The sequence below is a fragment of the Aeromonas sp. R7-4 genome (assembly GCF_040908055.1).
GTDB classification, from domain to species: Bacteria; Pseudomonadota; Gammaproteobacteria; order Enterobacterales; family Aeromonadaceae; genus Aeromonas; species Aeromonas sanarellii.
This window is the reverse complement of record NZ_JBFODA010000041.1, coordinates 1-25,260: the sequence shown is the minus strand read 5'-3', so window position 1 is coordinate 25,260 and position 25,260 is coordinate 1. Positions and strand designations below refer to the sequence as shown.

Genomic DNA, 25,260 nt, shown 5'->3' with positions numbered 1-25,260 from the left:
GGGTTCGTTGCAGAGTGGTTGTATGTGCATTTTTTGAACACTCAAGATGTGTTTTGTACGAACACAGTTGGATCTGACTCTTATACACAAGTAGCGTCCTGAACGGAACCTTTCCCGTTTTCCAGGATCTGATCTTCCATGTGACCTCCTAACATGGTAACGTTCATGATAACTTCTGCTCTTCATCGTGCGGCCGACTGGGCTAAATCTGTGTTCTCTTCGGCGGCGCTGGGTGATCCTCGCCGTACTGCCCGCTTGGTTAACGTCGCCGCCCAATTGGCAAAATATTCTGGTAAATCAATAACCATCTCATCAGAGGGTAGTGAAGCCATGCAGGAAGGCGCTTACCGATTTATCCGCAATCCCAACGTTTCTGCCGAGGCGATCAGAAAGGCTGGCGCCATGCAAACAGTCAAGTTGGCTCAGGAGTTTCCCGAACTGCTGGCCATTGAGGACACCACCTCTTTGAGTTATCGCCACCAGGTAAGTATTCACCGGAACAGTATTGACACAGGAAAAATGAGACGATCGTCTCTTGATCCCACTTTCCTGCTTGCTTGATCCTGCTCCTTAGATACGCTCCCCCCATGAGCAAAAACACCATGCATTCCGCGGGAATGCCCACCACTCTGGAGCAGGCCAACGAGCTGATTTATAAGCTCCTCGACCGCATCGCCGAGCTGGAGGACCGCCTCAATCAGCACAGCGGCAACTCCTCCAAGCCGCCTTCCAGCGACGGCCCCGGTGCACCGCCGCCGGCCCGCAAGCGTCCGGCGTCCGGCAAGCAACGGGGGGCGCAGCCCGGTCACAAGGGACATCGCCGCGAGCGGCATCCGCTTGATGCCCGCCTGACCCTGGTCCCGCATTACCCTGCCGCCGATTGCGCTTGCTGTGGCGGGGACATGGTGGCCCATGCCAAACCCTATCAGGTTCATCAGGTGTTCGAGCTGCCCGAGGTGAGCTATCTCGTCACCGAACACCAACTGTATCGTGCGACCTGCTCACGGTGTATCGGCACGACCCAGGCCGCACTGCCAGACAACGTCAGCAGCAGCCAGATGGGGGCCAATCTGCTCAGCTACATCGCGCTGCAAAGCGGCCAGTTTCACCAGAGCGTCAGCCAGATACAGCAGCAGCTCAAACAGCATTTCGGCCTGAGTTTTAGCCGGGGCGCCATCAGTGAGGCGCAGGGGCGGGTGAGTGCCATGCTCACCCCGACCTACCAGGCCATCAAGCAGCAGGTGCAGACGGCCACCCACGTTCATGCCGATGAGACCCGGCATCAGCGGGGTGGAGAGCGCCGCTGGATGTGGCTGGCGCTGAGCAAGATAGCCGTCTGCTTCATGACGGCCTATGGCCGTGGTCAGGAGGCGGCCAAGCGGCTGCTGGGCGCCGAGTTTGACGGGGTGCTGGTGACCGACCAGTACGCCGGCTACCGGTTTATCGACGCCGACCAGCGGCAACTGTGCTGGGCCCACGTGGCCCGCAATCTCGTGGCCATCGCCGAGAGTAGCGAGCAGTGCAACCAGCCCATCGGTGCCCGGTTGGTCTTGCTGGCGGATGCGGTGTTTCGTACCCGGCACCGTTGGGAAAGCGGTGCGTTGAGCAAGCAGAAATACCTGCGCAGGCTCGCGCGTTACCGGCAAAGCTGGCGAAGCCAGTTGGAGCGCGGCGCCCTGTTGTGCAGCAAACGCTACCGTGGACGATGCCAGTTGCTGCTGCGGGATGACGAGATGCTGTGGCGGTTTATGACTGACGACGAAATAGCGCTGACCAACAACGAGGCGGAGCGGGCGCTGCGTGGCTATGTGCTCTGGCGCAAGGGTAGCTACGGCGTGTGGTCTCACCGGGGCGAGCTGTTTCGCCAGCGCATCCTGTCGTTGGTGGAGACCGGCAAGCGATTGGGCCGCTGCCCACAGGAGTGGTTGAGGGCCGTGGTCAGGGCGTGCATCGAGAAGACAGATTATCCCATCCCGGCAGAACTGATGCCGTCAACCCCGTCCTGGTGAATAGATACCCACCAGGTCGCCGAAGAGCTTGGCAAGCTGGGCTCTATTCAGGATAAATCCCGCGGATGGTGGGTTCACTCCGTTCTCTTGCTCGAGGCCACCACATTCCGCACCGTAGGATTACTGCATCAGGAGTGGTGGATGCGCCCGGATGACCCTGCCGATGCGGATGAAAAGGAGAGTGGCAAATGGCTGGCAGCGGCCGCAACTAGCCGGTTACGCATGGGCAGCATGATGAGCAACGTGATTGCGGTCTGTGACCGCGAAGCCGATATTCATGCTTATCTGCAGGACAAACTGGCGCATAACGAGCGCTTCGTGGTGCGCTCCAAGCACCCACGCAAGGACGTAGAGTCTGGGTTGTATCTGTACGACCATCTGAAGAACCAACCGGAGTTGGGTGGCTATCAGATCAGCATTCCGCAAAAGGGCGTGGTGGATAAACGCGGTAAACGTAAAAATCGACCAGCCCGCAAGGCGAGCTTGAGCCTGCGCAGTGGGCGCATCACGCTAAAACAGGGGAATATCACGCTCAACGCGGTGCTGGCCGAGGAGATTAACCCGCCCAAGGGTGAGACCCCGTTGAAATGGTTGTTGCTGACCAGCGAACCGGTCGAGTCGCTAGCCCAAGCCTTGCGCGTCATCGACATTTATACCCATCGCTGGCGGATCGAGGAGTTCCATAAGGCATGGAAAACCGGAGCAGGAGCCGAGAGGCAACGCATGGAGGAGCCGGATAATCTGGAGCGGATGGTCTCGATCCTCTCGTTTGTTGCGGTCAGGCTGTTACAGCTCAGAGAAAGCTTCACGCTGCCGCAAGCACTCAGGGCGCAAGGGCTGCTAAAGGAAGCGGAACACGTAGAAAGCCAGTCCGCAGAAACGGTGCTGACCCCGGATGAATGTCAGCTACTGGGCTATCTGGACAAGGGAAAACGCAAGCGCAAAGAGAAAGCAGGTAGCTTGCAGTGGGCTTACATGGCGATAGCTAGACTGGGCGGTTTTATGGACAGCAAGCGAACCGGAATTGCCAGCTGGGGCGCCCTCTGGGAAGGTTGGGAAGCCCTGCAAAGTAAACTGGATGGCTTTCTTGCCGCCAAGGATCTGATGGCGCAGGGGATCAAGATCTGATCAAGAGACAGGCCCTGACGCAGGGCGCTCATCGCCTTCGGGGCCTGGCGAAAGGCATCGGCATGGGAGGATGGTGTGACAAGCAGTAGCAGGAGTCCCCAGCTCCAGGTGCAGAGTCTCTGCATGATGGATACCTCGTCTTTCGTATCCGCAAGATATAGGTGCGATATGGGGGGGTTGCCAGCCAGGAGATGGAACATCTGGTTATGTGTTCGGCCATCAGAGATGAAAACGGTATGGAACTTTTGGCAGAGAAGGAAAAGACTCTGGCGACGAACGCCAGGTGGCTGCACTTCGCGATCCTCTTCTCCATGGCACAATTCAAATTGATAGATTTATTATTTTTGTGGCAATAGACTGCCGATCTTGCTGCCTAACGCCTTGTATTTGCATGATGTTAGTCAGCTTGTCGATAAAATAGAAATGGGGGGCGCAATCGAACCGATTGCATCCTTCGTCATGATTGGGAAGCGCATATGGTTGATTCAATCGAGGTCTCTGTCGTGGTGCCCGCCAAGGATGAGCGGGACAATCTGGCCCCCCTCATCGGCGAGATCGATGCCGCGTTGGCGGGGAAATACAGCTACGAGCTGATCTATGTGGACGATGGCAGCGAGGATGACAGCTACGCCCTGCTCTGCGGTCTGAAGGCGCAATTCCCCGCGCTGCAGGTGGTGCGTCATGCGAGGGCCGTCGGCCAGAGCATGGCGGTACTGAGTGGCGTGCGCCACGGCCGCGGTGACTGGCTGGTGGTGCTGGATGGCGATGGTCAGAACGATCCGGCCGACATTCCCGCCATGCTGGAGGAGGCCAGGCGTCGCTTCGCCTCGGACAAGCACCAGGTCGGGCTCATCGGCCATCGCGTCAATCGGCGCGATGACTGGGTGAAGCGCCTCTCGTCCAAACTCGCGAACGGTTTTCGCGATCTGCTGCTGCGGGATGGCATCCCGGATACCGGCTGCGGCCTCAAGGTGGTGCGCCGTGACTGGTATCTGCGCCTGCCCGGCTTCAACCATATGCACCGCTACATCCCGGCCCTGATCCAGGCCCAGGGTGGCCGCATGTCCCCCTGGCCGGTCAACCACAGACCCAGGCAGGCGGGTGTCTCCAAATATGGCGTCTGGAACCGGCTCTGGGTCGGGTTGGTGGACGTGGTCGGCGTCTGGTGGTTGCAGCGCCGCTCCAAGGTGGTCGAGATCAGGGAGACATTGGAGTGATCGATGCCCTGCTTTCGATGCCGTCGATCTGGCTGGACCGGGATGAGCTTGCCCTGCATGTCGGCGGGTTGCACCTGGGAGGATGGCGATGATCGATGCCCTGCTCTCCATGGAGCTGACCTGGTTCGACTGGACTGGCCTGCATGTGACGGGCTGGAAGATCATCGGCTACACAGGGGCGCTGATGTTCGGCGGCCGCTGGCTGGTGCAGTTCGTCGCCTCCAAGCGCGCCGGCAAGCCGGTGATCCCGCGCCTGTTCTGGTACATGAGCGTGCTCGGCAGCCTGATGACCCTGAGCTACTTCGTCTTCTCGCCCAAACAGGACTCGGTCGGCGTGTTGCAGAACCTCTTCCCCACCTTTACCGCGCTCTACAGCCTCTATCTGGATATCCAGCACAGAGGCTGGAAGCGGGACAAGGTCGTCAACGACTATGAGGCTCGTCATGGTAAATGACCGTTTCCTGCTCAATCAAAGATCTCTCGGCTGGCTGCTGCTGATCGCGTTGGTGGTGCTGGGGGCCGGCCTCGGGCTGCGGGATCCCTGGCCCGCCGACGAGCCGCGCTTCGCCCTGATCGCCAAGGAGATGGTGGAGAGCGGGCAATGGCTCTTCCCCATGCGCGGTGGCGAGATCTACCCGGACAAACCCCCCATGTTTATGTGGGGGATAGCACTGGGGTATCTGCTGACCGGTTCCATCAAGGTGGCGTTTCTGCTGCCCTCCCTGCTGGCGGGTCTGCTGACCATCACGCTGGTGTGGGACATGGGCCGCCGCCTGTGGAACCCCTCGGTGGGCTTCCTGGCAGGGCTGTTGCTGCTGTTTACCCTCCAGTTCACCCTGCAGGCCAAGACGGCGCAGATCGATGCGCTGGTCACCTTCTTCATCACCCTCGGCGTCTACGGCTTCGTCCGCTTCCTGCTCTGCGGTGGCGGCTGGCGCTGGTACTGGCTCGGCTGGTTCGCCGCCGGGCTTGGCATCATCACCAAGGGGGTGGGGCTGCTGGCCTTGCTAATCCTGATCCCTGCGATCTGGACCCACCGCGAGAAGATCCGTGCCGCCTCCAGGAGCGACTGGCTCAAGGGGCTGGCGGGGCCGCTGTTCATGCTGCTGGCCATCGGCCTGTGGCTGGTGCCCATGTTGCTCGCCGTGGCCCAGAGCGGCGATCCCGTGCTGCAGGCCTACCGGGACAACATACTGCTGCGCCAGACGGTGACCCGCTATGCCAACGCCTGGCATCACGTCAAACCGTTCTGGTACTACCTCACCTCGGTGATCCCGCCGTTCTGGCTGCCGGTCTCCCTGCTGCTGCCCTGGCTGGTGGTGGCGTGGCGCAAGGCCATCCTGGGGCAGGACAAGCGCATCATCCTGCTGCTCGGCTACCTGGTGCTGGTGATCGTCTTCTTCTCGGTGTCGCCGGGCAAGCGCGGCGTCTATGTCACGCCGGGCACGCCGGCGCTGGCCCTGCTGACGGCTCCCTTCGTCGCCGAGCTGCTGGCGCGGGTCTGGCCCGCGCGCCTGCTGGGCGGGCTCGGCTGGCTGCTGGGGATCATCTGTTTGGGCGGGGCGGGGGCGCTGGCATTCAGCGCCAAGCTGGCGAGCAAGCTGGGGGATCTGGGCCCGGCGCCCTGGCTGCCCCTGCTGGCGATGGGGGCGGCGTTGCTGCTGCTCAACGCCTTGCTGCGCCGGGCACCGCTCACAGCCATCTTCTGCTCGCTGGCGGTGGGCTGGCTGATCTACTCCAGCTGGATCTGCGTGAAGCTCAACGACATGCGCACCCCGGAGGGGGTGATGGCGCTGGCGGCGCAGCAGGTGCCTGTGGGCGACGAGCTGTTGCTGGCCGGCTTCAAGGAGCAGCACCTGCTGTTCGCTCTACAACCCGTGCGCCATTATCCTTACCTGCTGGGGGACGGGGAGCAGGCCCGGGAGGCGGCGGCCTGGGTGGCGGCCGGGCCCAGGCGCCATGTGCTGGGCTCGGCCGACATCATGACGGTGTGTTTCGATGCGGTGCGGATGACGAACCTCGGCAACCGTCATCGCACCGACTGGCTGCTGGCTGGCGCGGATGCCCTCAAGCCGGAGTGCCGCGGTCTCAGTCCACAGATAGAGCCCTTCAGCTATACCCCCGGGCCCTGAGCCCGGACAGCAGACGGATAAGTCGGATAAACAGAGGGGCTGCCATTGGCAGCCCCTCTTCATCGTCAGATCTCTCGGCGCGGTCAGACTTGGTAATACGCCTTGTACCAAGCGACGAAGCTCTCTACCCCTTCTTGCAGCGCCATCTTGGGTTTATAACCGGTCGCCTCGAACAGCGCCTCGGTGTCGGCCCAGGTGGCGAGCACGTCGCCGGGCTGCATGGGCAGCAGGTTGCGGATCGCCGGCTTGCCGAGCGCAGTCTCGATGGCCTCCACGAAGTCCAGCAGCCGCACCGGGCTGCCGTTGCCGATGTTGAAGAGGCGGTAGGGGGCCGGGCTGGTATCGGTCTGCCCCTGCCAGTTCGGGTCGCCGACCGGCGGCCGGTCCGCGATGCGCACTATGCCCTCCACTATGTCGTCGATATGGGTGAAGTCCCGACTGAGCTGGCCCTGATTGTAGATATCGATGGGCTCCCCCTTGAGGATGGCGCGCACGAACTTGAACAGCGCCATGTCGGGCCGACCCCAGGGGCCGTAGACGGTGAAGAAGCGCAGACCCGTGGTGGGCAGGCCGTAGAGGTGGGAGTAGGAGTGGGCCATCAGCTCGTTAGCCTTCTTGCTCGCCGCGTAGAGGGAGACAGGGTGATCCACCCCGTCCGAGGTCTTGAACGGCATCTGCTCGTTCAGGCCGTACACCGAGCTCGAGGAGGCGTAGACCAGATGCTTGACCCCGTGATGGTGGCATCCCTCCAACACAGTGAGAGTGCCGGTGAGGTTGCTGTCGGCGTAGGCGAAGGGGTTGTCGAGGGAATAGCGCACCCCGGCCTGAGCACCCAGGTGGATCACCCGCTCGAACCGCTCGCGCGCGAACAGCTCGGCCATGGCGACCCGATCGGCGAGATCCAAGCGCTCGAAGCGAAAGCCGGGCAGGGGGCTGAGCCGTGCGAGGCGTGCCTCCTTCAGGCTCACCTCGTAGTAGTCGTTGAGATTGTCGATGCCGACCACCTGATGACCGTCGTGGCAGAGCCTCTGCGCCACATGGAAGCCGATGAATCCGGCGGCACCGGTGACCAGATATTTCATTGCCGTTGCTCCTTGTGCAGTCCGGTGGCCAGACTGTCGCCCCGGCCGATGGCGTAGTAGGTAAAGCCGCGCTGGTGCAGGCGGGCCGGATCATAGAGGTTGCGACCGTCGATGATGACGGCCTGTTTCAAGGTACGCTGTATCAGCTCGAAGTCCGGGGCGCGGAACTGCTGCCATTCGGTGCAGATGAGCAGGGCGTCGGCTCCCTTGAGGGCCGCTTCCTGAGTACCGCACAGAGTCAGATCGTCCCGCAGGCCATAGAGACGCTGGGCCTCGGTCATTGCCTCGGGATCGAACGCCTGCACCTTGCCGCCAGCGGCCCAGATCGCCTCCATCAGCACCCGGCTCGGTGCCTCGCGCATGTCGTCGGTGTTGGGCTTGAAGGCCAGGCCCCAGAGGGCGAAGGTCCGTCCCGTCAGATCGCTGCCGAAGTGCTGCTGCAGGCGGGCCATGAGCTTGTGCTTCTGGCCGTCGTTGACCCGTTCCACCGCATGCAGCAGGGGGGCATCGCAGCCTGCCTCGCTGGCAGTGTGGATCAGCGCCTTGACGTCCTTGGGGAAGCAGGAGCCGCCATAGCCGCAGCCGGGATAGATGAAGTGGTGGCCGATGCGCGGGTCGGCGCCTATGCCCTTGCGTACTTCTTCGATGTCGGCGCCGAGCTTCTCCGCCAGGGTGGCCATCTCGTTCATGAAGGAGATCTTGGTGGCCAGCATGGCGTTGGCGGCATACTTGGTCAGCTCGGCGCTGCGGGCGTCCATCTGGATGATGCGATCCCGATTGCGGTTGAAGGGGGCATAGAGCTCCTCAAGCAGAGACATGGCGTGGGCCGAGCCGGTGCCGATGATGATGCGATCCGGCCGCAGGCAGTCGGCCACCGCGGCCCCCTCCTTGAGAAACTCCGGGTTGGAGACCACCTCGAGGGGGAGGTCGACCCCGCGCTCTGCAAGGATGGCGGCGATATGCTGGTGCACCCGGTTGGCGGTGCCGACCGGCACTGTGCTCTTGTTGATCACCACCTTGCCGCTCTGCATCAGTCGACCTATGGTACCGGCCACCGCCAGCACGTGCTTGAGATCGGCTGAGCCATCTTCATCCGGCGGGGTGCCGACCGCGATGAAGATGAGTTCGGCAAAACCCACCCCCTCGGCCACATCCGTGGTGAACAGCAGACGGCCTGCCTGGTGGTTGGTCTGTACCAGGGGGGCGAGGCCGGGCTCGAAGATGGGGATGATACCCGCTCTCAGCCGCTCGACTTTGGCTGCGTCCACATCCACACAGGTCACCCTGTGGCCCATCTCGGCCAGTACGGCGGCCTGAACCAGTCCCACATAACCTATTCCGAATACGCTGACTCTCATCTGCTGTCGCTCCGCAGCCAGTGGCAAGGGGGTCATTTTAGAACGATTCTGACTCGCTGACAGCGAGATACCCTGGGTTTTTCAGGTTATCTTCAGGCTGGGAGGGGAGAGGGCATGACATATTTTGGTGCAAGGGTTGTAACGCGGCGCTGACGCGCACCATTTCGGCGCATTCGGTCCCGTACTTGTGATCCGGGTCACTCAAAATGGACACTGTGACCATAACGAAGTCCCGACTCACGGGGCTCGCGCCCGTCATCGGGCCTCAGACACTCTTTTCACTTCGCTACTGGACATAAGGTTATGGACAACACCCCCCGTTCGGCCCATCCGCTCTATGAGGATGTGCTCGCCCTGCTGACCGCGGCAGGCTTCGTTTCCCTCGGCATCTTCCTGTTTCATCAGGTCGGTCTGCTCACCGGCGGCACCGCCGGATTGGCGCTGCTGTTGCAGCAGGTCACAGGCCTGAGCTTCGGCCTGCTGTTCTTCACCATGAACCTGCCGTTCTACGCCCTGGCCTGGCTCAGGATGGGGCCGCGCTTCACCCTCAATACCTTCGCCGCCGTGGCCACCGTCTCCTTCATGACGGATCACCTCAACGCCGTGCTGCAGATAGGCAAGATAGAGCCCGTCTATGCGGCCCTGATCGGTGGCACCCTGATCGGCATGGGGCTGCTCATCATGTTTCGCCACAAGGCGAGCCTGGGGGGCTTCAACATCCTGGCGCTGTTTATTCAGGACAAGTTCGGCGTCCGTGCTGGCAAGCTGCAAATGGGGCTTGATTGCGCCATCGTCATCGCCTCCTTCTTCGTGGTCTCCCCCTGGCTGCTGGCGCTCTCCGTGGTCGCGGCCATCATCTGTAACCTGGTGTTGACACTCAATCACAAGCCGGGCCGCTACCAGATAGCCTGAGTCACCCGTCACTTTGCAAACAAACAGAGCGCCCGAGGGCGCTCTGTTTGTTTGTTAATCTCATCAATATGCCGGCCAGTCACACCACCATGGGCTGCCCCGTCTCGGGGTGGTGAATGACTTGGGCGGGGTAGTCGTGAAGAGGGAGGGCGATGCGCCTGGCATCACACCACCATGGGCTGCCCCGTCTCGGGGTGGTGAATGACTTGGGCGGGATAGTCGTGGATAGGAAGGACGATGCGCCCGGCATCACACCACCATGGGCTGCCCCGTCTCGGGGTGGTGGATGACCTGGGCGGGATAATCGTAGAGACGGGCGATGAGCGCCGGCGTGAGCACCTCGCTCGGGGAGCCGTCCGCCATCAGGCGCCCTTGCTCCAGCATCACCAGCCGATCGGCGTAGCGCGCCGCCAGGTTGAGGTCGTGCAGCACCACCAGCACGGCGGTATTGCGGGTGGCCAGGGCGCGGGCCATGGTGAGCAGCTGGTGCTGGTACTTGAGATCGAGGGCCGAGGTGGGCTCGTCGAGCAGCAGCAGCCGCGGCTGCTCGGGATCGGGCAGCCGTCCCGGCGACGGCTCCTGCCAGATCTGGGCCAGTACCCGGGCGAACTGCACCCGCTGGCGCTCCCCGCCGGAGAGGCCGGGGTAGAGGCGACCCGCCAGGTGCTCGACCCCGGCATGGGTCATGGCGGCCCGCACTATCTGGTCGCGGCGGCTGGCGGGCTCGCTGTGGGGCAGCCGCCCCATGGCCACCACCTCCTCGCACAGGAAGGGGAAGCTCAAGGACGAGCTCTGGGGCAGCACCCCGACCCTGTGGGCCAGGGCGTCGCCGGCCCAGCCCTGCCGCTCGCGGCCGAACAGGGAAATGCTGCCTTCATAGGCCAGCTCGCCGGTCAGGCACTTGAGCAGCGAGCTCTTGCCCGCCCCGTTCGGGCCGAGCAGGGCAGTCAGGCTGCCCCCATGCAGGTCGAGATCCAGGTTGTCCAGGATGAGGCGATTGCCCCGGGTGAGGTTGAGCCCGCGGCAAGCGAGCAGGGGGGATCCGGGCAAGGTGGCGTTCTCCTGTTACAGCGTCCGGCGACTCTTGATCAAGAGCCAGCAGTTGGATATGGGCGATTAACAATTGATTGGCGCAATTGAGAGTTGGCATGGGTGAGTACGAATCGCTCAATTTGTGCTCGCTTTATGGTTTTTTTGCTCAAAAAATGCTCACAAACTTGCCCTGGAATTGGGGCCGTAGTTTGTCTCCTTTTAACCTACACCATGGTCTCGTCATAATGCGAGCTCATTCAATCAGACGTTAGAAGGATTTCACATGACGCTAGAGACAGTAGATCGCATCATTAGGATGACTGAGCTCACAAAGATGATTAGCCTCGCTAGATCAACAATTTATGACAAGCTGAACGCCAGGTCTTCCCGGCATGATCCCAGCTTTCCCAAGGCGATAAAACTTGGCAAGTCAGCGATCGGCTGGCGTCAGAGCGAGGTCAATCAATGGATCGCAACCAGGTCACAAAGTAGTCAAACAATGGAGGTCAAAAATGAATCAACACAGAGCCATTGAAGCTGTCATTGAGCGGTTAGATCAGTCCCTTTGGGATACACTGGATGTCGTCGCCTATAAAACAAAGGCCCCGAGATTTATGATCTTGACTCAAATGTTGTCTGTAATGGCTATCGCATCGCAGCAGTTGGTAGATATTAGCCCAAAAAGTGAGATGAAAATACCGGCATCACTTTACACTCTAATTCTAGCTGCTTCTGGCGAGAGAAAAAGCACGGTCGATAAGCTACTGATGAAACCAGTTCGTGAATTTGAAAAATGCTTAGCTGAGCAGGTAGATGCTGCACAGCAGAAATATCAGATCGAACTGGAATTGTGGAATATAAAGAAAAAAGTGTTAAGGAAGGAATTAGATGAGATGCATAAAAAAGGTGATGAGCAGCCCATTATAATAGAGGCATGGCACACTCATCATTCAAATATGCCTATAGCTCCGGTAGTTAAGAGGATTTTAGCTGAGGATATAACAGTCGCAAAACTGAAGTCGATGTTAGCTGAGAAGAATACGTCATTAGCTCTGGTGTCCGATGAAGCTGGGACACTACTGTCGAGTGACTTGATGAAAGATAATGCATTGTTTAACTCACTATGGTCAGGTCAAACTATACGTGTTGACAGAGCCAATGCCCCTGAAGTTCATATTGAAGGTGCTCGTTTGACTTTGAGCATGCAAATCCAGCCTGATATATATAGAATATTCAGAGATAGTAATGGTGATGCGATGAGAAGCTCTGGATTAGACGCTCGAATTCTACTGTGTGAGCCTGAGTCAGAGATTGGCTATCGTCAAGAAGATAGGGATGATAGCGCATCACTAGATGATAAAATTAAATTAGGTAGATTTAGCTCAAGGATTGATGCATTACTGCAAGAAGGGCTCGAGATGAGAGCACAAGGCAAGGAACGTCATTGCCTGAATTTAACAGAGAGTGCTAAGAAAATTTGGAATGACAAGTTTAATGACATTGAATACGCAATGAGGGGCGGGGAATATTTGGAACACTATAAAGATTTTGGTTCAAAGTTTATGGAGCAGGCGTCAAGAATTGCGGCGGCACTTCATGTATTTACAAACATAAACTACAGAAACACGCTTGTGACTCATGAAACTATGCAGACAGCCATTGCACTGGCTGAAATATATTTGCATCAAGCATTGATAATATTTAGATCGCCCGAGGCTAGGGAGTTCGTGGACGAGACACATGTTAATAAGCTACTGGAGTGGATTATTCATAACTGGAATAATGAGCTGTTTTTGAAAGGTGACATTAGACGAAGTGGCCCACATTGTGTTCGTAATTCGAATAAGCTAGAAGATGCAATAGAAGTTCTTATTGCTCGAGGAGATATCATTTGCTTTAAAAAGAAACAGTCAATCTATATTTCTTTATCTTGGAAGAAATACCCTAGGCTTGTTAGGCGCTCTTCAGTACGTACTCACGATAGGATTTATGTTAACGAACTTGTAGAGTATCGTGGAAGACGCCATTTAGGGATACCATCAGTTGAACTTTTTGAAAGACCGTTGATGGACATGAGGAGTCAATTGCGATGATAAGAGTATGCCCCATACTCATGCAGTAAGATGCAGCATTAACGATTTCGATACCTCGCCTTAAGTAACTTAAGAGTGTTGTTATATATGGATGTATCATTATTGCATCTGAATTAGGAACCCTATATTGATATTTTAGTGTATATATCGATTTGATTGAGTTGTGAGTTAGGTTATTTAAATGAGACATAGTGCGGTATATGTATTATATATAACAATACATACACTCTTATATACATCTATCGCCATGCACACTACTAACGATGCATATACGCTATGCAATCTAACGATGAGAGGAGCATGAAGACTACATGCCTCTAAGCATGTACCACTATGGATAGCATCCAGAGCATGGTGTATTTACTTAAGCAAAAAGCACATCTATTTATTTAATTCAATAACTATACCTCCGTGTCTATTCACCAAGGTAGGGACTCCTATGTTGAATCACTTAAAAAATTCAGTATTGAAGATGAAAGCACTTACTAGATTATACACAGATAGTTACGGCCCCATGAATTGCACCTATTTGAGACGTAGTCTGGATGTTGTTTCCGATACCCTTGCCAGGTATCCCCGTGTTTATGCGCTGCGGGTAGACCTGCGCTTTGCTGTTGAGTCACCTGAAGATGATGCTGACACGCTGACCTGCCTACAGCGGGCTGACCCGTCAGTGATTACTCGCTTTATGGAGTCCCTGAAAAGCCAACTACGTGCGGACCACTATCGTCAGAAACGACGTGGTACTCCGTCTCTACCGGCCTTTATCTGGTGCCGTGAGCAGGATACCTCGGCATCACCCCATTACCACCTGATGCTGCTCTTTAACAAAGACGTCTATGCCTTTCTGGGAGACTATCGGGACTATGACGCTAACAATATGGGAACCAGGATCCAGAAGGCGTGGTGCAGCGCCCTGAGCCTCCCTTATCCTGATAACGCGACGTTAGTGAATTTTCCTGATAATCCGCAGTACCGGTTTGATCGCCAGTCAGCCCGAGAGCTAGATGACAACTTCGAAGCATTTTTGTTTCGTATGGCGTACCTGAGTAAAAAGAATACGAAGAGCGGCGGTGATGGCTACCGCAACTTTGGTACTAGCCAACTACTTCGGGCTGAGCATTGATTTATTAGGGTGGCAAATGAAGCTTGCATCAAGTGTGTTTACAGATACCCGATCGTTACGGTCGGCATTAAAGGGATTGTCATCGGAGGATTTGTTAGCACTGAATGCTGAAATCGAGGCGATAGCGCTGGAGCGCATTGAGGAAGAGGAGGCTGCGAGGGTAAGAGCACATGAGCGGCAGCAGGTGATCGCTGACATTAAAGAATTGCTCGCTTTAGAGCGTATTAATCCTGAAGAGCTGTTAGCGTTCACCAGATGCCCTGTAAGCTCGTCTAAGCGAAGCCGGAAACTTGGGTAGTATAAACAACAGCTGCTTCTGTATGAACGTTCTAGTAGCATTTACGGAGATGACTAGTCTGTTAAGCACAGCGAGGGGACCAATCCCCTCGTTTTTATGTGTTGCGTATAAATACAACAAATTCAAATGGACACTGATGACGACAGAATGCTAAAACGATAATTAATGGCATTTGCATCGATGAGGTGTAATAGCGTAAAATTCAACACTGTTATTACTACCTGAATCGTGCTGTTCACTATTCAGACCAGTCACCAGAACGATCCAGATTGAAAGACCTATATCACCAGAGTCAGTAGCTATCCATGTGGCTGACGGTGTGCCCCTTATTGAGAGATCTTAATCATGACTGAATTTCTGAAAGTGTTGCTGAATATCCGTAGCTTGCGGGCTGCATTGCGTGAGCTCTCCTTTGAACAGTTGCAAGAAGCGAATGAGAAGTTCTCCTCGATTTATAACGAGCGGGTTGCTGAGATAGAAAAGACCCGCGCAGCCGATGCCGAGCGTTTGGCCAAGCTGGCCGAATTCCAAGCAATGCTTGCTGATGCTGGCATTGACCCTACTGAGCTCGTACAGGGTGTCCCAGCTGGGAAAGCTCAACGTGATGGCACGAAACGTGCTCCGCGTCCGCCGAAGTATCGTTATATGGCAAATGGTGAAGAGCGCACCTGGACCGGCCAGGGACGCACTCCTAAAGCGTTGGCCGCCATGCTGGAGCAAGGCAGGCAGTTGGAAGAATTCCTGATTTGATGTCAAAAGGACTGGCTAACCAGTCCTTTTTCTATTGCGTTGTTGAGTTATTGAAACTTAGCTCAGCTGACATTTGACGATGGCAACCACGTCAGTGCTGAACCGACTCTGGATGCTGCATCGATATATTCTGACCACCAGACCATCATTTCTCGGCGACGTTCCAGATAATCCGTGCGGTTGTATGCGCTACGGACTTCATCTTTGTCAGAGTGCGCCAAGGCAGCTTCTATAACGTCTCGATCAAATCCTCTCTCGTTCAGGGTGGTGCTGCCCAAGGCTCGCAGGCCGTGAGCGACCAAGGTCCCTTCATATCCCATTCTTTTCAAGGCCGCATTGGCTGTTTGCTCGTTGGTGTGCGTTTTAGGATTACGGATACCAGGGAAGATAAATTCACGATGGCCGCTGATCGGTCGCATGAGGTCCAGGTAGGCAAGTGTCTGCGGCGTCAAGGGCACGTCATGACCTCTGCGCTTCTTCATTCTCTCTGGTGGGATCCGCCAGAGTTTCTTTTCCATATCGATCTCTGCCCACCTTGCTCCGGCCGCCTCGCTGGGGCGAGCCAAGGTATGCAGGCTCCATTCGATGAGGCAGCGGGTCTGCAAATTGATGCTGGCCTTCGATAGCCTGTTCATCAGTTCTGGTAACTGGTTGGGGTTAATGCTGGGCATGTGCTGTTTGGCTGGCCGCTGAAACACCTTGCTGATCCCCGAGCAAGGGTTGGCGTCGATCAGACCAGAGTTAACAGCAAAGGTCATGATCTCGTTCACCCGTTGCGTGAGGCGACGCACGGTTTCGAGTTTTCCAGCAGCAGCGATGGGCTCGATGATCTTGATGGCTCGCTGTGCCTTTATTTCCATAACGGGCACTGTGCCTATCTCGGGGAACAGGTACATTTCGAGAGAACGCCAGAGATCCTCGGCATATGCCGGGGTGACGGAAGGGCGCTTAACATCAAACCAGCGCTTGGCGACGGCTTCAAAGGTGTGCTCGCTCTGTGATAACGCAGCGGATGCCTGCTCATCACGATGGTGTTGGGGATCGATGTTTTGTTGCAGCAACGTTTTGGCTTCGGAGCGTTTCTCTCTCGCTTCAGCCAACGACATCTCCGGCCAGGAGCCAAAGCTGATCATGTTTCTCTGTTTAGTTAGGGGGCGGTAGTAACGCAGGCGCCACAACTTGGAGCCATTGGGCTTGATGACGAGCTCCAGACCAGCCCCGTCGCAGAGGGTGTATTCCTTCTCTTTGGGCTTGGCTGCTTTGATCTCGGTTGGGGATAAGGGACGGGTGATACGAGGCATAGGCATACGCTCCGGAAGGCATACAAAACGATATGCCTAACGATATGCCTAAAAGGGCTGGATGGCAACGCACCCCATTGGACAGCATAAGACAACAAAAAACCCGCAAAGCCTTATGCTATGCGGGTTTCTTGGACTTCGTTGGTCACTGTTGGACCGGTATTTGGTGGAGCTGGGGGGATTTGAACCCCCGTCCAAAATTACTACATCCTTGGCACTACATGCTTAGTCACTCTTTACATTCGCCAACCCGCTGCGGAGAGACACGCCACGAATTGACTAGCTCGATTGGTTTTAATGCTTCCGCCCCGAGCAGGACTTCCACACGATCCTGTGAAGGATGACCTTCCATTTCCCTAGGACACAGGCAAGCTAGGGGAGAAGGGCTCAGCGCAGGTTATTAAGCTGCGAGTGCGTAGTTTTCGTCGTTTGCGACTATTTTTTTGCGGTTTATTAACGAGGCCTACCGCACCTCGGCATGCACCTTGGGTTTCGTGAATCTTGTCGAATCCAGAATCAGCCCCAAGTTGTTAAGAGGGATTGTACGCAAAAAACCTGCCATGGCAAGGCGTTGATGGCAATCGACCGGCCTGGGCCGGTCGATTGCTGGTTTATTGGGCGTCTGGCGCATCAGCCGCGGTGCTTGTTCTTCATGATGCGGGCCTTCTCCCTATCCCATTCGCGGGCCTTGGTGTCCTCGCGCTTGTCGTGTTCCTTCTTGCCCTTCACCAGGCCGATCTCGACCTTGACCCAGCACTGCTTCCAGTAGAGGGCGAGCGGCACCACAGTGTAGCCCTGGCGGGCGATCAGGCTCTCGAGCTTGTCGAGCTCGCGGCGGCTCAGCAGCAGTTTGCGGGTGCGGGTCGGGTCGCACACCACGTGGCTGGAGGCTGCCTGCAGCGGCAGGAAGCTGGATCCGAACAGATAGGCTTCGCCATCGCGGAAGATGACGTAGGCTTCGCTGATGTTGGCCTTGCCCGCCCGCAGGGATTTGACTTCCCACCCTTGCAGGGACAGGCCCGCTTCGATCTTCTCTTCGATGAAGTACTCGTGGCGCGCGGTTCTGTTGAGTGCAATGGTGTTGGACCCGGCTTTGTTTTTGCTGTTTTTTTTGCTCATGACGGGCGATTTCCGGCAATGACTGGGAGGTTCGTATTATACGTAGGCAGGGACGGCTGTAAAACGCGCAGCGGCTCGAGTGGCGGCTTTGTGAGCAGTTTGACCGAGGTTTTACCTCCACAAGCCGAAACATGGTGATAAAATCGCGGCGATTGGATGAGGAAAACCCATGCCCCGTATTACTCGCAGTGCCCTGGTGATGTTCAGCGCGGAACAGATGTTCCGGCTGGTCAATGATGTTCACGCTTATCCCGAGTTTCTGCCCGGCTGCGTCGGCAGCCGCGTTCACGAGTCGGGAGAGGACTACATGATGGCGTCGGTCGATGTGGCCAAGGCGGGGATTGCCAAGACCTTTACCACGCGCAACCGGCTCGATGCCAACCGCGCCATCAAGATGGAGCTGGTGGAGGGCCCCTTCAGCAAGCTGGCAGGCTGGTGGACCTTTACCCCCCTCGACGAGGATGCCTGCAAGGTGGAGTTCGATCTCGACTTCGAGTTCACCTCCAAGCTGATCGAACTGGCGTTCGGCCAGATCTTCCGTGAACTGGTGAGCTCCATGGTGCTCGCCTTCTCCAATCGTGCCAAGGTGGTGTACGGTGTCTGAACTGCTCAGTATCGAAGTGGCCTATGCCTTACCCGAGCGGCAAACCGTGCTCATCCTGCGCGTCGCCCCGGGTACCAGCGTGCTGGCGGCCATCGAGGCGTCCGGCATAGTGCAGAAGCACCCGGAGATCGATCTGGCGGTCAACAAGTTCGGCGTCTACAGTCGCCCGGTCAAGGGGAGCGAGCCGGTGCAGGACGGGGATCGCATCGAGATTTACCGCCCCCTCATCGCCGATCCCAAGGAGATGCGCAAGAAGCGGGCGGAGAAGGCCAAGGAAGAGGGGCGGGCCGATGTGGTCACCGGCGGGCGACCCGACGTCCACCGCAAGCGGGACGACGGCGAATCGGCCTGACGAAGGATGCAATGACAAGGGGCGCTGCGGCGCCCCTTGTTGATCCCGCACTCTGATGCCGAAGGCCGCTTACAGCGTGAGCAGGCGCTCGTTCTCCACCGTCTCGATGCCGCGCTCCTGCCGGGCGAGCATCGCCATTGCGTGGGCTACCTGGCTGGCCTCTATGGCCCGCCAGCGCCTGAGAGGGCCGCGCAGCAGGGGCTTTATCAGCGGATAGACAGCCTGGGCTAGCTGCTCAGACAGGCGAGGTGGCTGGCGATGGCCGAGCAGCATGGCGGGGCGCAGGATGACGAGTCGCTGCCACTCCTGTGCCAGCAGGGCCTGCTCCATCTCCCCCTTGGTGCGGGGATAGAGGGCGGGAGTGCGCGGATTGGCCCCCAGGCTGGAGATCACCAGCAGGCGTTGGCAGCCGTGGCGGCGGGCCAGATCGGCAAAGGCCAGCACATAGTCGAGGTCGACCCGGCGAAATCCTTGCGCCGAGCCGGCCTCCTTGCGGGTGGTGCCGAGGCAGCAGAAGGCGAGATCGATGGGGGTGGGCAGCGCGACCTCGTCGAGGTGCTCGAAGTCTACCGGCTGCCAGTGTCGACCGGGGGCCGGCTCGCCCGGCTTGCGGCAGAGCAGGGTCAGCGAGTGCGCCGGGCTCAACTCGCGGACCAGGGCCTGGCCAATCAGACCGGTTGCCCCCGCGATCAGGATCTGGCTCATGATGATCTCCTTGGTGGGTCCTGTGTCTTTGAGCATGGCCCGGCGGGGGCGCCTTGGTCGTTTTCCCGGTCCTGACAAGACAAAACCGGCCTTGGCCGGTTTTGTGATGCAATCTAGAGCGGTGTGGTGAAGGCGGCAGGTAGGGGGAAATCGCCCGTGGCGGTGGCCAGCCTGTCCCCCACGAAGTTCAGGGTCAGCTCCTTGCGCTCCTTGTCGCCCCGACCGGGCTGGAACTCGTAGAGGTAGTACCAGGTGTTGGGGTCGAAGCCGTCGCGCAGCATGGGGGAGCCCAGCACGAACTCGACCTGTTCGCGGGTCATGCCCTGGCGCAGCTTGTCGACCTGCTTTTGTTCCACGTAGTTGCCCTGGGGAATATCGATGCGATAGACCAGGCTGCAACCGGACAGGGTGAGGGCGGTCAGGGCCGCGGCAATCAGGTGTTTCATCCGCATATCGGGTTCAGATCATCCATACAGTCTTTTTAGCTCGGCAAATCATACCCACTCCCCGGGCGGAAGTAAAAAGCCATTGATCCATCAGCCAATAAAAAGGGCCGCACGGCGGTCCTGGCAACGCCGTGCCCGTCGCATGGCGGCGCGGAAGATGGCGACGATCTCGGCGTGGCTCGCCTGCTTGGGGTTGGTGAAGCCGCAGGCATCTTTCAGGGCGTTCTCGGCCAGCACGTCGAAGTCATCGGCCCAGATCCCGAGCTGCGCCAGCCCGACCGGGATCGCCACGTCACGGGTCAGCTGCCGGATGGCGGCAATGGCGGCGGCCCCTTGCTCGTCGTTCATGGCGCTCACCTGGGTGTTGTAGGCCTGGACATGGGGCTGCGGCACGGCGTTGCAGACCCCGTGGGGCAGGTCGTAGAAGCCGCCGAGCTGGTGCGCCATGGCGTGCACGTAACCCAGGCTCGCGTTGTTGAAGGTCATGCCGGCCAGGAACTGGGCGTAGGCCATCTGCTCGCGGGCGTGCAGATCATCCCCCCGGTCGACGGCGGTACGCAGGTGTCTGGCAATCAGCTGGTTCACCCGGAGACGGCGTGACGGGTGGGGAAGGGAATGGAAGACGGCGGGAAAATCCGCGGCTTTTCATATATCGTGACCGTCTTATTATGCTTCGTTAATCTAAACGACGGCCCTATCAGTCCGTGGGGGTTAGATTAGGTTTTTTCGGTGTGAAAAGAATAGAGGTCCATTAGTTTAACTGCTCTGGGTTTTGAATAATAAAATCCCTGGATTGCCCAACTGCCGCTGGACAGAGCAATATCGTGTTGTTTTTTTGTCTCAATTTTACTGATGATAGTTGTTAGGCTGTACTTTTCCTGAAGTGATAGCACGCAATCTTTGAAATCATTTATCTCTTGCTGCGATGATGGAGGCGCGCCAAATTTAACGCAATTGAATATCCCACTTGAAAGATACCGTTTACGCCAATCCCCCCCTTGCCACAAGAAGTTATCGACAGCCAAATTAATGTCATGCTCTTTGAGCCTCACCAAGCTATTAATGGTGATGTTGTTGTCAATAATCGGACAGTGGCTTATCTCAATGTATAAAGAAATATTATATGAAGAGAAAATGTTGGAGAAATAAATTAGAGCCTCTTCTACAGCGTGTAGTATTCGGTATTCAACTTTAAAGAAAAACATGGTGACTTTTTCTTTTAAAGCATTAATAAGTGCGTCACTTAACTGTAGAAGAGTTAACTCAATAAGTGATATTGAGTCACATGAATTATAAAAACTGGTGGGGGGGACAGCCTCCTGTGGTCGATATAAAATCTCCAATAGCCGTGGCTGACCTTCAATGGCGATGGACGGGAGATTGACTTGGCGTGATCTAAATATTGATGCTATATGAATGTCCTGAACCACAGGCTGGAAAAGATTTATGATAGTAGGGTTAAATGATAGCTTGCGTTTGCTGTTGAATGATTCAATACGTTCAATCCCGATCATTCGGTAGGTTAAAATATCAACACCATGATCTTTTAGCTGCTTAAACAGACCAGTCATACCACGTTCCTTATGTGTACTGGTGATCGATGCGTTAAAGTATGGCAGCGTTCAATAAAAAGACTCCATTGGCACTTTATCATCGAGAGGTTTCGGTGTCACGGAGAAGATGTAGCACACCATCCCCCCGGCCCTCTGAAGGGATTGCAGAAGATGTTTCAAGATCGGCAGCCCATGGATCCTTTGGTGCCCTCTACACTGCCTGCCAGAAAGCCCCGAGTGTAGCGGTCACCTGGGGCTGGGAAAGTCATGACTTACTGGTTGATTTGGGCAACAGCGTCCATTTTACCCACCACTGTTTTTCATTTTTCGCGGCGGGCTACAGCTTGATAGCGGGAATGTAGAACTTGAATGTGGCCATGATGGACTCCGGTTGATTAGCCATTAAGTGGCATGCGGGCGCCAACATAACAGCGCCGGAGGGGATGAGAAGGGGTCGATGGTATCTTGTTGGCAACTTTGTGGGCTCGATCGAGATCCAGTTATGCGGGGCTGAGTGGGGTTTGACAAGGGGGAGGGGTGGCAAAAGAACGTAAAAACGTTTTTCAATAAATTCATCACGTTAGCAAACGTTTCGCGCCGTTTTTGTCATCTTGGAAGCACAGAAGTGTGAGGCGCATCAAGGAATTGGAAAGCGCTTTCGACCATAGTTGGCGCCTCCCCGGACGAGGGGGTACAGGCTTGAAAGTACCATAAAGAATCACCTTAACTGCACTCGGCTGCCAGGCGGCGGGGCGCAACCAGGAGTCCACTATGTCTGATGTATTTCACTTGGGTTTGAAGAAAGCGGATCTGCAAGGCGCCACCCTGGCGATCGTTCCCGGTGACCCCGAGCGCGTGAAGCGCATCGCAGAGCTGTTGGACAACCCGGTGCACCTGGCCACCCATCGTGAGTTCACCACCTGGCGCGGCGAGATGGACGGCAAGGCCGTGATCATCTGCTCCACCGGCATCGGCGGCCCGTCCACTTCCATCGCGGTGGAAGAGCTGGCCCAGCTGGGCATCCGCACCTTCCTGCGCATCGGCACCACGGGGGCCATCCAGCCGCACCTGAACGTGGGCGACGTCATCGTCACCACCGGCTCCGTGCGCCTCGACGGTGCCAGCCTGCACTTCGCGCCGATGGAGTTCCCGGCCGTGGCTGACTTCGAGTGCACCACCGCCCTGGTGAACACCGCCAAGGAGCTGGGCTCCAGGCTGCACGTGGGCGTGACTGCCTCCTCCGATACCTTCTACCCGGGTCAGGAGCGCTACGACACCGTCTCCGGCCGCGTGGTGCAGCGCTTCCAGGGGTCCATGAAAGAGTGGCAAGCCATGGGCGTGCTGAACTACGAGATGGAGTCCGCCACCCTGCTGACCATGTGCACCAGCCAGGGCCTGCGCGCCGGCATGGTGGCTGGCGTTATCGTCAACCGTACCCAGCAGGAAATCCCGAACGCCGAGACCATGGCGAAAACCGAATCTGATGCCATCAAGATCGTGCTGGGCGCCGCCCGCAAGCTGATCTGATAGCACCACACCGAGTGGGGGGTGGGGGCCGTTGCGAAAGCGCGGCCCCTATCTTTATCCGCCGCTTACCGCCCTGCTCACTCTCCCTCGACCCGCCTTATTCCTGCTGCCCCGTCATGGCCGCCAACGCCTCCCCAAAGGGGGCCTCGCATCGGATCTGCATGGGCTCACCGCTCACCGGATGGACAAAATCCAGGGCGCTGGCGTGCAGCATCAGCCGTGGCGCCCGCGCGCAGCCGGGCAGCCGCAGGCCACCATAGAGATCGCAGCCCAGGATGGGGTGGCCCAGCCATTGGCTGTGGATGCGCAGCTGGTGGGTGCGGCCGGTCTCGGGCACCAGCCGTACGCGGGTCAATGGCACCGGCTGGCCTTGCACCTCCCGTGTCAGCCGCTCCACTACCCGGTAGCGGGAGCGGGCGGGCTTGCCGCTGGCGGCGCAGATGCTCATCAGCGGGAAGAGGGCCGGATCCTTGGCGATGGGGGCGTCGATCACCCCCTCGTCCGCTGCCAGATGGCCGCACAGCAGGGCATCGTAGGCCTTGTCGACCGCCCGCAGGCTGAACTGCTGGCAGAGCCGGGCGTTGATGGCCTTGTTCCTGGCCACCACCATGATGCCGGAGGTGCCGAAGTCGAGGCGATGAACCAGGGTGCAGCCGGGGTAACCCTGTACCAGGCGGTAATGGACCGAATCGAGGTTCTGCGGGTTCTTGCCCGAGAGGCTCAGCAGGCCGCTCGGCTTGTTGATGAGCAGCAGGTGCTCATCCTCGAACAGGATCCCGATGCCGGCCTCGCAGGGCGGGGCAACGAAGGTATCGACGATGACGGACATAGGGCACCCGAGCTGAGAAGGGGGAGGGATCATACCCGAATGACCGGACAGAGGCGACCACACGACGCGCTACCGACATGGGGCGGCAAGTGATTGATCTGGCGGGTGAAGCCGTTTTGTGACTCCCTCCAGAGTTCATCCGGCCGCGGCTTGCTAAGGTAGGGGGCCTGTCAGGTTGCACGGAGTCTGTCCATGGCGTTGCCCGTTATTCTCGATTGCGATCCCGGCCACGACGATGCCATCGCCCTCATCCTGGCGCTGGCGAGCCCCGAACTCAGGGTGCTGGCGGTCACCACCAGCGCCGGCAACCAGACGCCGGACAAGACCCTCAACAACGCCCTGCGCATCCTCACCCTGCTCGGTCGCCACGACATTCCGGTGGCGGCGGGGGCGCCCAGGCCCCTGGCCCGGGAGCTAATCATCGCGGACAAGGTGCACGGGGAGTCGGGCCTCGACGGCCCCAGTCTGCCGGATCCCGCCTTTGCCCCCCAGGCCCTGACGGCGCTGGAGCTGATGGCCCAATGCCTGCGCGAGAGCCCGGAGCCGGTCACCCTGGTGCCGACCGGCCCCCTCACCAACATCGCCCTGCTGCTGGCGGCCCACCCCGAGCTCAAGCAGAAGATCGCCCGCATCGTGCTGATGGGCGGCGCCGCAGGGGCGGGCAACTGGACCCCGGCGGCGGAATTCAATATTTATGTGGACCCGGAAGCGGCCGATATGGTGTTCAAGTCGGGGCTGCCCATCACCATGTGCGGGCTCGACGTGACCCACCAGGCCCAGGTGATGGACGAGGATATCGAGCGGGTGCGCGCCATCCCGAACCCGGTGGCGCAGTGCGTGGCACAGCTGCTCGACTTCTTCATGATCTATCATCGGGATCCCAAGTGGGGATTTGCTGGCGCACCGCTCCACGACCCCTGTACCATCGCCTGGTTGCTGGCACCCTCCCTGTTTCATGGGGTGGAGTGCCGGGTCGACATCGAAACCTGCGGTACCCATACCCTGGGCATGACGGTGGTGGATCGCTACGATCTGACCGGCAGGCCCGCCAATGCCCTGGTGCTGCTGGGGCTGGACAGGGTCGGCTTCATCGAACTGCTGGTGCAGCGGTTGCAAACATTTGGCTAACATCTCGGACATCGGATAAGGGGTTGGGAATGTGGAAAGGGACGTTGGCGCTGCTGACATGCATGCAACTGGCGGGTTGTGCCACCCCGTTCGAGAAGATGTGGCAGGGGCTGGCGACCTGCGAGCTGGACTCCCTCCATCTCGACAGCGAGACGGGGCGCCCGGCGAATCCACAGCTTGCCATCTACACCCCCGACAAGGTGAGCGACGGCTTTGCCTGGTACAAGCTGCATGAGGAGCTGCACGGCCTGCCCATCGTCGGTTTTCTCGTCCCCGCCTCCACCTTCGAGGTACACGCCCTCTTCGTGGACACCCCCATCGCCAACGCGCGCAGGCTGACCCACAACGCCTATGGCAGCGAGTTTGCCGACGAGCAGCTGCACGATGAGGGGATGGCCCCCCTGCTGCTGCGCGATCCCAACAACCCCAAGCGCTCCATCATCGATTGCACCCGGGGCGAGTCGGCGGAGCCGCTTCCGGAAGAGTCCTTTGACGAAGGGGATTAAGCGCCCGGCGCTCGCAGAAGGGTGACCCGGCCAGACAAGAAAGGGGCCAGCCG

The 25,260-nt window shown here is 58.1% G+C and carries 24 protein-coding genes, 1 other RNA gene and 3 pseudogenes; 17 read left to right on the top strand and 11 right to left on the bottom strand.

All coding sequences use genetic code 11. The annotated features are described in order from the left end of the window. Positions 1-165: 165 nt before the first annotated feature. From AB5Y72_RS11350 to AB5Y72_RS11325, 6 genes and pseudogenes are all read left to right on the top strand, one after another. A pseudogene (locus tag AB5Y72_RS11350) lies at positions 166-489 on the top strand (transposase DNA-binding-containing protein); the annotation flags it as partial. 98 nt (positions 490-587) lie between these two features. Next, a complete protein-coding gene (locus AB5Y72_RS11345) occupies positions 588-2,009 on the top strand; it encodes an IS66-like element ISKpn15 family transposase (RefSeq protein ID WP_032495448.1) in 1,422 nt (473 codons plus the stop codon). A gap of 9 nt (positions 2,010-2,018) precedes the next feature. Next, positions 2,019-3,137, top strand: a pseudogene (locus AB5Y72_RS11340) (IS4-like element IS50R family transposase); the annotation flags it as partial. Positions 3,138-3,613: 476 nt separating this feature from the next. Further along, the gene (locus AB5Y72_RS11335; protein WP_005329116.1) at positions 3,614-4,354 is read left to right on the top strand and encodes a glycosyltransferase family 2 protein; all 741 of its coding nucleotides are present in this window, start codon (positions 3,614-3,616) and stop codon (positions 4,352-4,354) included. A gap of 88 nt (positions 4,355-4,442) precedes the next feature. After that, positions 4,443-4,808, top strand: coding sequence for a lipid-A-disaccharide synthase N-terminal domain-containing protein (locus AB5Y72_RS11330; protein WP_041206328.1), 366 nt, complete (start codon positions 4,443-4,445; stop codon positions 4,806-4,808). Continuing rightward, a complete protein-coding gene (locus tag AB5Y72_RS11325) occupies positions 4,798-6,486 on the top strand; it encodes a glycosyltransferase family 39 protein (protein ID WP_041206327.1) in 1,689 nt (562 codons plus the stop codon). Before AB5Y72_RS11330 ends, AB5Y72_RS11325 begins: the two co-directional genes overlap by 11 nt. An 83-nt stretch (positions 6,487-6,569) precedes the next feature. On the opposite strand, the gene AB5Y72_RS11320 is transcribed toward AB5Y72_RS11325, so the two are convergent. Then, positions 6,570-7,568, bottom strand: coding sequence for an NAD-dependent epimerase (locus AB5Y72_RS11320; protein WP_005329119.1), 999 nt, complete (start codon positions 7,566-7,568; stop codon positions 6,570-6,572). Then, positions 7,565-8,926, bottom strand: a complete 1,362-nt coding sequence (locus AB5Y72_RS11315) for a UDP-glucose/GDP-mannose dehydrogenase family protein (RefSeq protein WP_041206324.1) — start codon at positions 8,924-8,926, stop codon at positions 7,565-7,567. The genes AB5Y72_RS11320 and AB5Y72_RS11315 overlap by 4 nt, the downstream gene beginning before the upstream one ends. A gap of 303 nt (positions 8,927-9,229) precedes the next feature. On the opposite strand from AB5Y72_RS11315, the gene AB5Y72_RS11310 reads away from it, so the two are divergent. After that, the gene (locus AB5Y72_RS11310) at positions 9,230-9,838 is read left to right on the top strand and encodes a YitT family protein (RefSeq protein WP_005329125.1); all 609 of its coding nucleotides are present in this window, start codon (positions 9,230-9,232) and stop codon (positions 9,836-9,838) included. A 249-nt stretch (positions 9,839-10,087) separates the two neighbouring features. Here the strand turns inward: AB5Y72_RS11310 and AB5Y72_RS11305 are convergent, their stop codons facing one another. After that, positions 10,088-10,888 carry a heme ABC transporter ATP-binding protein gene (locus AB5Y72_RS11305; RefSeq protein ID WP_041206322.1) on the bottom strand — a complete coding sequence of 267 codons (801 nt, stop codon included), beginning with the start codon at positions 10,886-10,888 and terminating at the stop codon, positions 10,088-10,090. Positions 10,889-11,153: 265 nt separating this feature from the next. Here AB5Y72_RS11305 and AB5Y72_RS11300 point away from each other — a divergent pair, with 265 nt between their 5' ends. From AB5Y72_RS11300 to AB5Y72_RS11280, 5 genes are all read left to right on the top strand, one after another. Next, on the top strand, positions 11,154-11,405 hold the full coding sequence (locus tag AB5Y72_RS11300) for an AlpA family transcriptional regulator (RefSeq protein WP_099994259.1): 252 nt from the start codon (positions 11,154-11,156) through the stop codon (positions 11,403-11,405). Then, the gene (locus AB5Y72_RS11295; RefSeq protein ID WP_368199025.1) at positions 11,383-12,963 is read left to right on the top strand and encodes a YfjI family protein; all 1,581 of its coding nucleotides are present in this window, start codon (positions 11,383-11,385) and stop codon (positions 12,961-12,963) included. The genes AB5Y72_RS11300 and AB5Y72_RS11295 overlap by 23 nt, the downstream gene beginning before the upstream one ends. 439 nt (positions 12,964-13,402) lie before the next feature. Next, the gene (locus tag AB5Y72_RS11290) at positions 13,403-14,089 is read left to right on the top strand and encodes an inovirus Gp2 family protein (protein WP_111896691.1); all 687 of its coding nucleotides are present in this window, start codon (positions 13,403-13,405) and stop codon (positions 14,087-14,089) included. Next, a complete protein-coding gene (locus AB5Y72_RS11285; protein ID WP_162624614.1) occupies positions 14,040-14,387 on the top strand; it encodes a hypothetical protein in 348 nt (115 codons plus the stop codon). The genes AB5Y72_RS11290 and AB5Y72_RS11285 overlap by 50 nt, the downstream gene beginning before the upstream one ends. Positions 14,388-14,732: 345 nt before the next feature. Beyond that, a complete protein-coding gene (locus AB5Y72_RS11280; protein ID WP_010673971.1) occupies positions 14,733-15,137 on the top strand; it encodes an H-NS family nucleoid-associated regulatory protein in 405 nt (134 codons plus the stop codon). Positions 15,138-15,199: 62 nt separating this feature from the next. Here AB5Y72_RS11280 and AB5Y72_RS11275 read toward each other — a convergent pair whose 3' ends face one another. The 3 genes from AB5Y72_RS11275 to smpB all read right to left on the bottom strand — a co-directional run bounded on the left by AB5Y72_RS11275 (position 15,200) and on the right by smpB (position 17,557). Then, positions 15,200-16,438 carry an integrase domain-containing protein gene (locus tag AB5Y72_RS11275; protein WP_010673972.1) on the bottom strand — a complete coding sequence of 413 codons (1,239 nt, stop codon included), beginning with the start codon at positions 16,436-16,438 and terminating at the stop codon, positions 15,200-15,202. 164 nt (positions 16,439-16,602) lie between these two features. Next, positions 16,603-16,962, bottom strand: a transfer-messenger RNA (tmRNA) gene (gene ssrA / locus AB5Y72_RS11270). A 106-nt stretch (positions 16,963-17,068) separates the two neighbouring features. Then, a complete protein-coding gene (gene smpB, locus AB5Y72_RS11265; protein WP_042076889.1) occupies positions 17,069-17,557 on the bottom strand; it encodes an SsrA-binding protein SmpB in 489 nt (162 codons plus the stop codon). A 169-nt stretch (positions 17,558-17,726) separates the two neighbouring features. Here smpB and AB5Y72_RS11260 point away from each other — a divergent pair, with 169 nt between their 5' ends. Both AB5Y72_RS11260 and AB5Y72_RS11255 read left to right on the top strand, forming a co-directional pair. Further along, positions 17,727-18,161: an SRPBCC family protein gene (locus AB5Y72_RS11260; protein WP_042076890.1), complete on the top strand. Its 435-nt coding sequence runs from the start codon at positions 17,727-17,729 to the stop codon at positions 18,159-18,161. Continuing rightward, the gene (locus tag AB5Y72_RS11255; RefSeq protein WP_325782519.1) at positions 18,154-18,513 is read left to right on the top strand and encodes an RnfH family protein; all 360 of its coding nucleotides are present in this window, start codon (positions 18,154-18,156) and stop codon (positions 18,511-18,513) included. The genes AB5Y72_RS11260 and AB5Y72_RS11255 overlap by 8 nt, the downstream gene beginning before the upstream one ends. Positions 18,514-18,582: 69 nt before the next feature. Here AB5Y72_RS11255 and AB5Y72_RS11250 read toward each other — a convergent pair whose 3' ends face one another. The 4 genes and pseudogenes from AB5Y72_RS11250 to AB5Y72_RS11235 form a co-directional block, all read right to left on the bottom strand. Then, positions 18,583-19,218, bottom strand: coding sequence for an NAD(P)H-binding protein (locus AB5Y72_RS11250; protein WP_325782518.1), 636 nt, complete (start codon positions 19,216-19,218; stop codon positions 18,583-18,585). 113 nt (positions 19,219-19,331) lie between these two features. Continuing rightward, entirely contained in the window at positions 19,332-19,670 is a 339-nt protein-coding gene (locus tag AB5Y72_RS11245; protein ID WP_005325779.1) for an outer membrane protein assembly factor BamE, read from the bottom strand. Between the two features lie 84 nt (positions 19,671-19,754). Continuing rightward, positions 19,755-20,243 (bottom strand): annotated as a pseudogene (locus AB5Y72_RS11240) (iron-containing alcohol dehydrogenase); the annotation flags it as partial. A gap of 137 nt (positions 20,244-20,380) precedes the next feature. Then, on the bottom strand, positions 20,381-21,235 hold the full coding sequence (locus AB5Y72_RS11235) for a hypothetical protein (RefSeq protein WP_209793493.1): 855 nt from the start codon (positions 21,233-21,235) through the stop codon (positions 20,381-20,383). Positions 21,236-21,988: 753 nt separating this feature from the next. On the opposite strand from AB5Y72_RS11235, the gene udp reads away from it, so the two are divergent. Continuing rightward, entirely contained in the window at positions 21,989-22,744 is a 756-nt protein-coding gene (gene udp / locus AB5Y72_RS11230) for a uridine phosphorylase (protein ID WP_368199024.1), read from the top strand. Positions 22,745-22,841: 97 nt separating this feature from the next. Here udp and AB5Y72_RS11225 read toward each other — a convergent pair whose 3' ends face one another. Further along, positions 22,842-23,606 (bottom strand): RluA family pseudouridine synthase, encoded by a 765-nt coding sequence (locus AB5Y72_RS11225; RefSeq protein ID WP_368199023.1) that lies wholly within the window; start codon positions 23,604-23,606, stop codon positions 22,842-22,844. Between the two features lie 159 nt (positions 23,607-23,765). Between AB5Y72_RS11225 and rihA the strand changes: the two genes are divergently transcribed. Together rihA and AB5Y72_RS11215 are read left to right on the top strand one after the other, a co-directional pair. Beyond that, positions 23,766-24,701, top strand: a complete 936-nt coding sequence (gene rihA / locus AB5Y72_RS11220; RefSeq protein WP_368199022.1) for a pyrimidine-specific ribonucleoside hydrolase RihA — start codon at positions 23,766-23,768, stop codon at positions 24,699-24,701. A 29-nt stretch (positions 24,702-24,730) separates the two neighbouring features. Beyond that, positions 24,731-25,207: a hypothetical protein gene (locus tag AB5Y72_RS11215; protein WP_042076899.1), complete on the top strand. Its 477-nt coding sequence runs from the start codon at positions 24,731-24,733 to the stop codon at positions 25,205-25,207. The last annotated feature ends 53 nt before the right edge of the window (positions 25,208-25,260 follow it).

Excerpts from the sequence above, each read along its gene's own strand:
- AB5Y72_RS11345 (WP_032495448.1), top strand. The coding sequence starts at position 588 with ATGAGCAAAAACACCATGCATTCCGCGGGAATGCCCACCACTCTGGAG.
- AB5Y72_RS11335 (WP_005329116.1), top strand. The coding sequence starts at position 3,614 with ATGGTTGATTCAATCGAGGTCTCTGTCGTGGTGCCCGCCAAGGATGAG.
- AB5Y72_RS11330 (WP_041206328.1), top strand. The coding sequence starts at position 4,443 with ATGATCGATGCCCTGCTCTCCATGGAGCTGACCTGGTTCGACTGGACT.
- AB5Y72_RS11325 (WP_041206327.1), top strand. The coding sequence starts at position 4,798 with ATGGTAAATGACCGTTTCCTGCTCAATCAAAGATCTCTCGGCTGGCTG.
- AB5Y72_RS11320 (WP_005329119.1), bottom strand. The coding sequence starts at position 7,568 with ATGAAATATCTGGTCACCGGTGCCGCCGGATTCATCGGCTTCCATGTG.
- AB5Y72_RS11315 (WP_041206324.1), bottom strand. The coding sequence starts at position 8,926 with ATGAGAGTCAGCGTATTCGGAATAGGTTATGTGGGACTGGTTCAGGCC.
- AB5Y72_RS11310 (WP_005329125.1), top strand. The coding sequence starts at position 9,230 with ATGGACAACACCCCCCGTTCGGCCCATCCGCTCTATGAGGATGTGCTC.
- AB5Y72_RS11300 (WP_099994259.1), top strand. The coding sequence starts at position 11,154 with ATGACGCTAGAGACAGTAGATCGCATCATTAGGATGACTGAGCTCACA.
- AB5Y72_RS11295 (WP_368199025.1), top strand. The coding sequence starts at position 11,383 with ATGAATCAACACAGAGCCATTGAAGCTGTCATTGAGCGGTTAGATCAG.
- AB5Y72_RS11290 (WP_111896691.1), top strand. The coding sequence starts at position 13,403 with ATGTTGAATCACTTAAAAAATTCAGTATTGAAGATGAAAGCACTTACT.
- AB5Y72_RS11285 (WP_162624614.1), top strand. The coding sequence starts at position 14,040 with ATGGCTACCGCAACTTTGGTACTAGCCAACTACTTCGGGCTGAGCATT.
- AB5Y72_RS11280 (WP_010673971.1), top strand. The coding sequence starts at position 14,733 with ATGACTGAATTTCTGAAAGTGTTGCTGAATATCCGTAGCTTGCGGGCT.
- AB5Y72_RS11275 (WP_010673972.1), bottom strand. The coding sequence starts at position 16,438 with ATGCCTCGTATCACCCGTCCCTTATCCCCAACCGAGATCAAAGCAGCC.
- smpB (WP_042076889.1), bottom strand. The coding sequence starts at position 17,557 with ATGAGCAAAAAAAACAGCAAAAACAAAGCCGGGTCCAACACCATTGCA.
- AB5Y72_RS11260 (WP_042076890.1), top strand. The coding sequence starts at position 17,727 with ATGCCCCGTATTACTCGCAGTGCCCTGGTGATGTTCAGCGCGGAACAG.
- AB5Y72_RS11250 (WP_325782518.1), bottom strand. The coding sequence starts at position 19,218 with ATGAGCCAGATCCTGATCGCGGGGGCAACCGGTCTGATTGGCCAGGCC.
- AB5Y72_RS11245 (WP_005325779.1), bottom strand. The coding sequence starts at position 19,670 with ATGCGGATGAAACACCTGATTGCCGCGGCCCTGACCGCCCTCACCCTG.
- AB5Y72_RS11235 (WP_209793493.1), bottom strand. The coding sequence starts at position 21,235 with ATGACTGGTCTGTTTAAGCAGCTAAAAGATCATGGTGTTGATATTTTA.
- udp (WP_368199024.1), top strand. The coding sequence starts at position 21,989 with ATGTCTGATGTATTTCACTTGGGTTTGAAGAAAGCGGATCTGCAAGGC.
- AB5Y72_RS11225 (WP_368199023.1), bottom strand. The coding sequence starts at position 23,606 with ATGATCCCTCCCCCTTCTCAGCTCGGGTGCCCTATGTCCGTCATCGTC.
- rihA (WP_368199022.1), top strand. The coding sequence starts at position 23,766 with ATGGCGTTGCCCGTTATTCTCGATTGCGATCCCGGCCACGACGATGCC.
- AB5Y72_RS11215 (WP_042076899.1), top strand. The coding sequence starts at position 24,731 with ATGTGGAAAGGGACGTTGGCGCTGCTGACATGCATGCAACTGGCGGGT.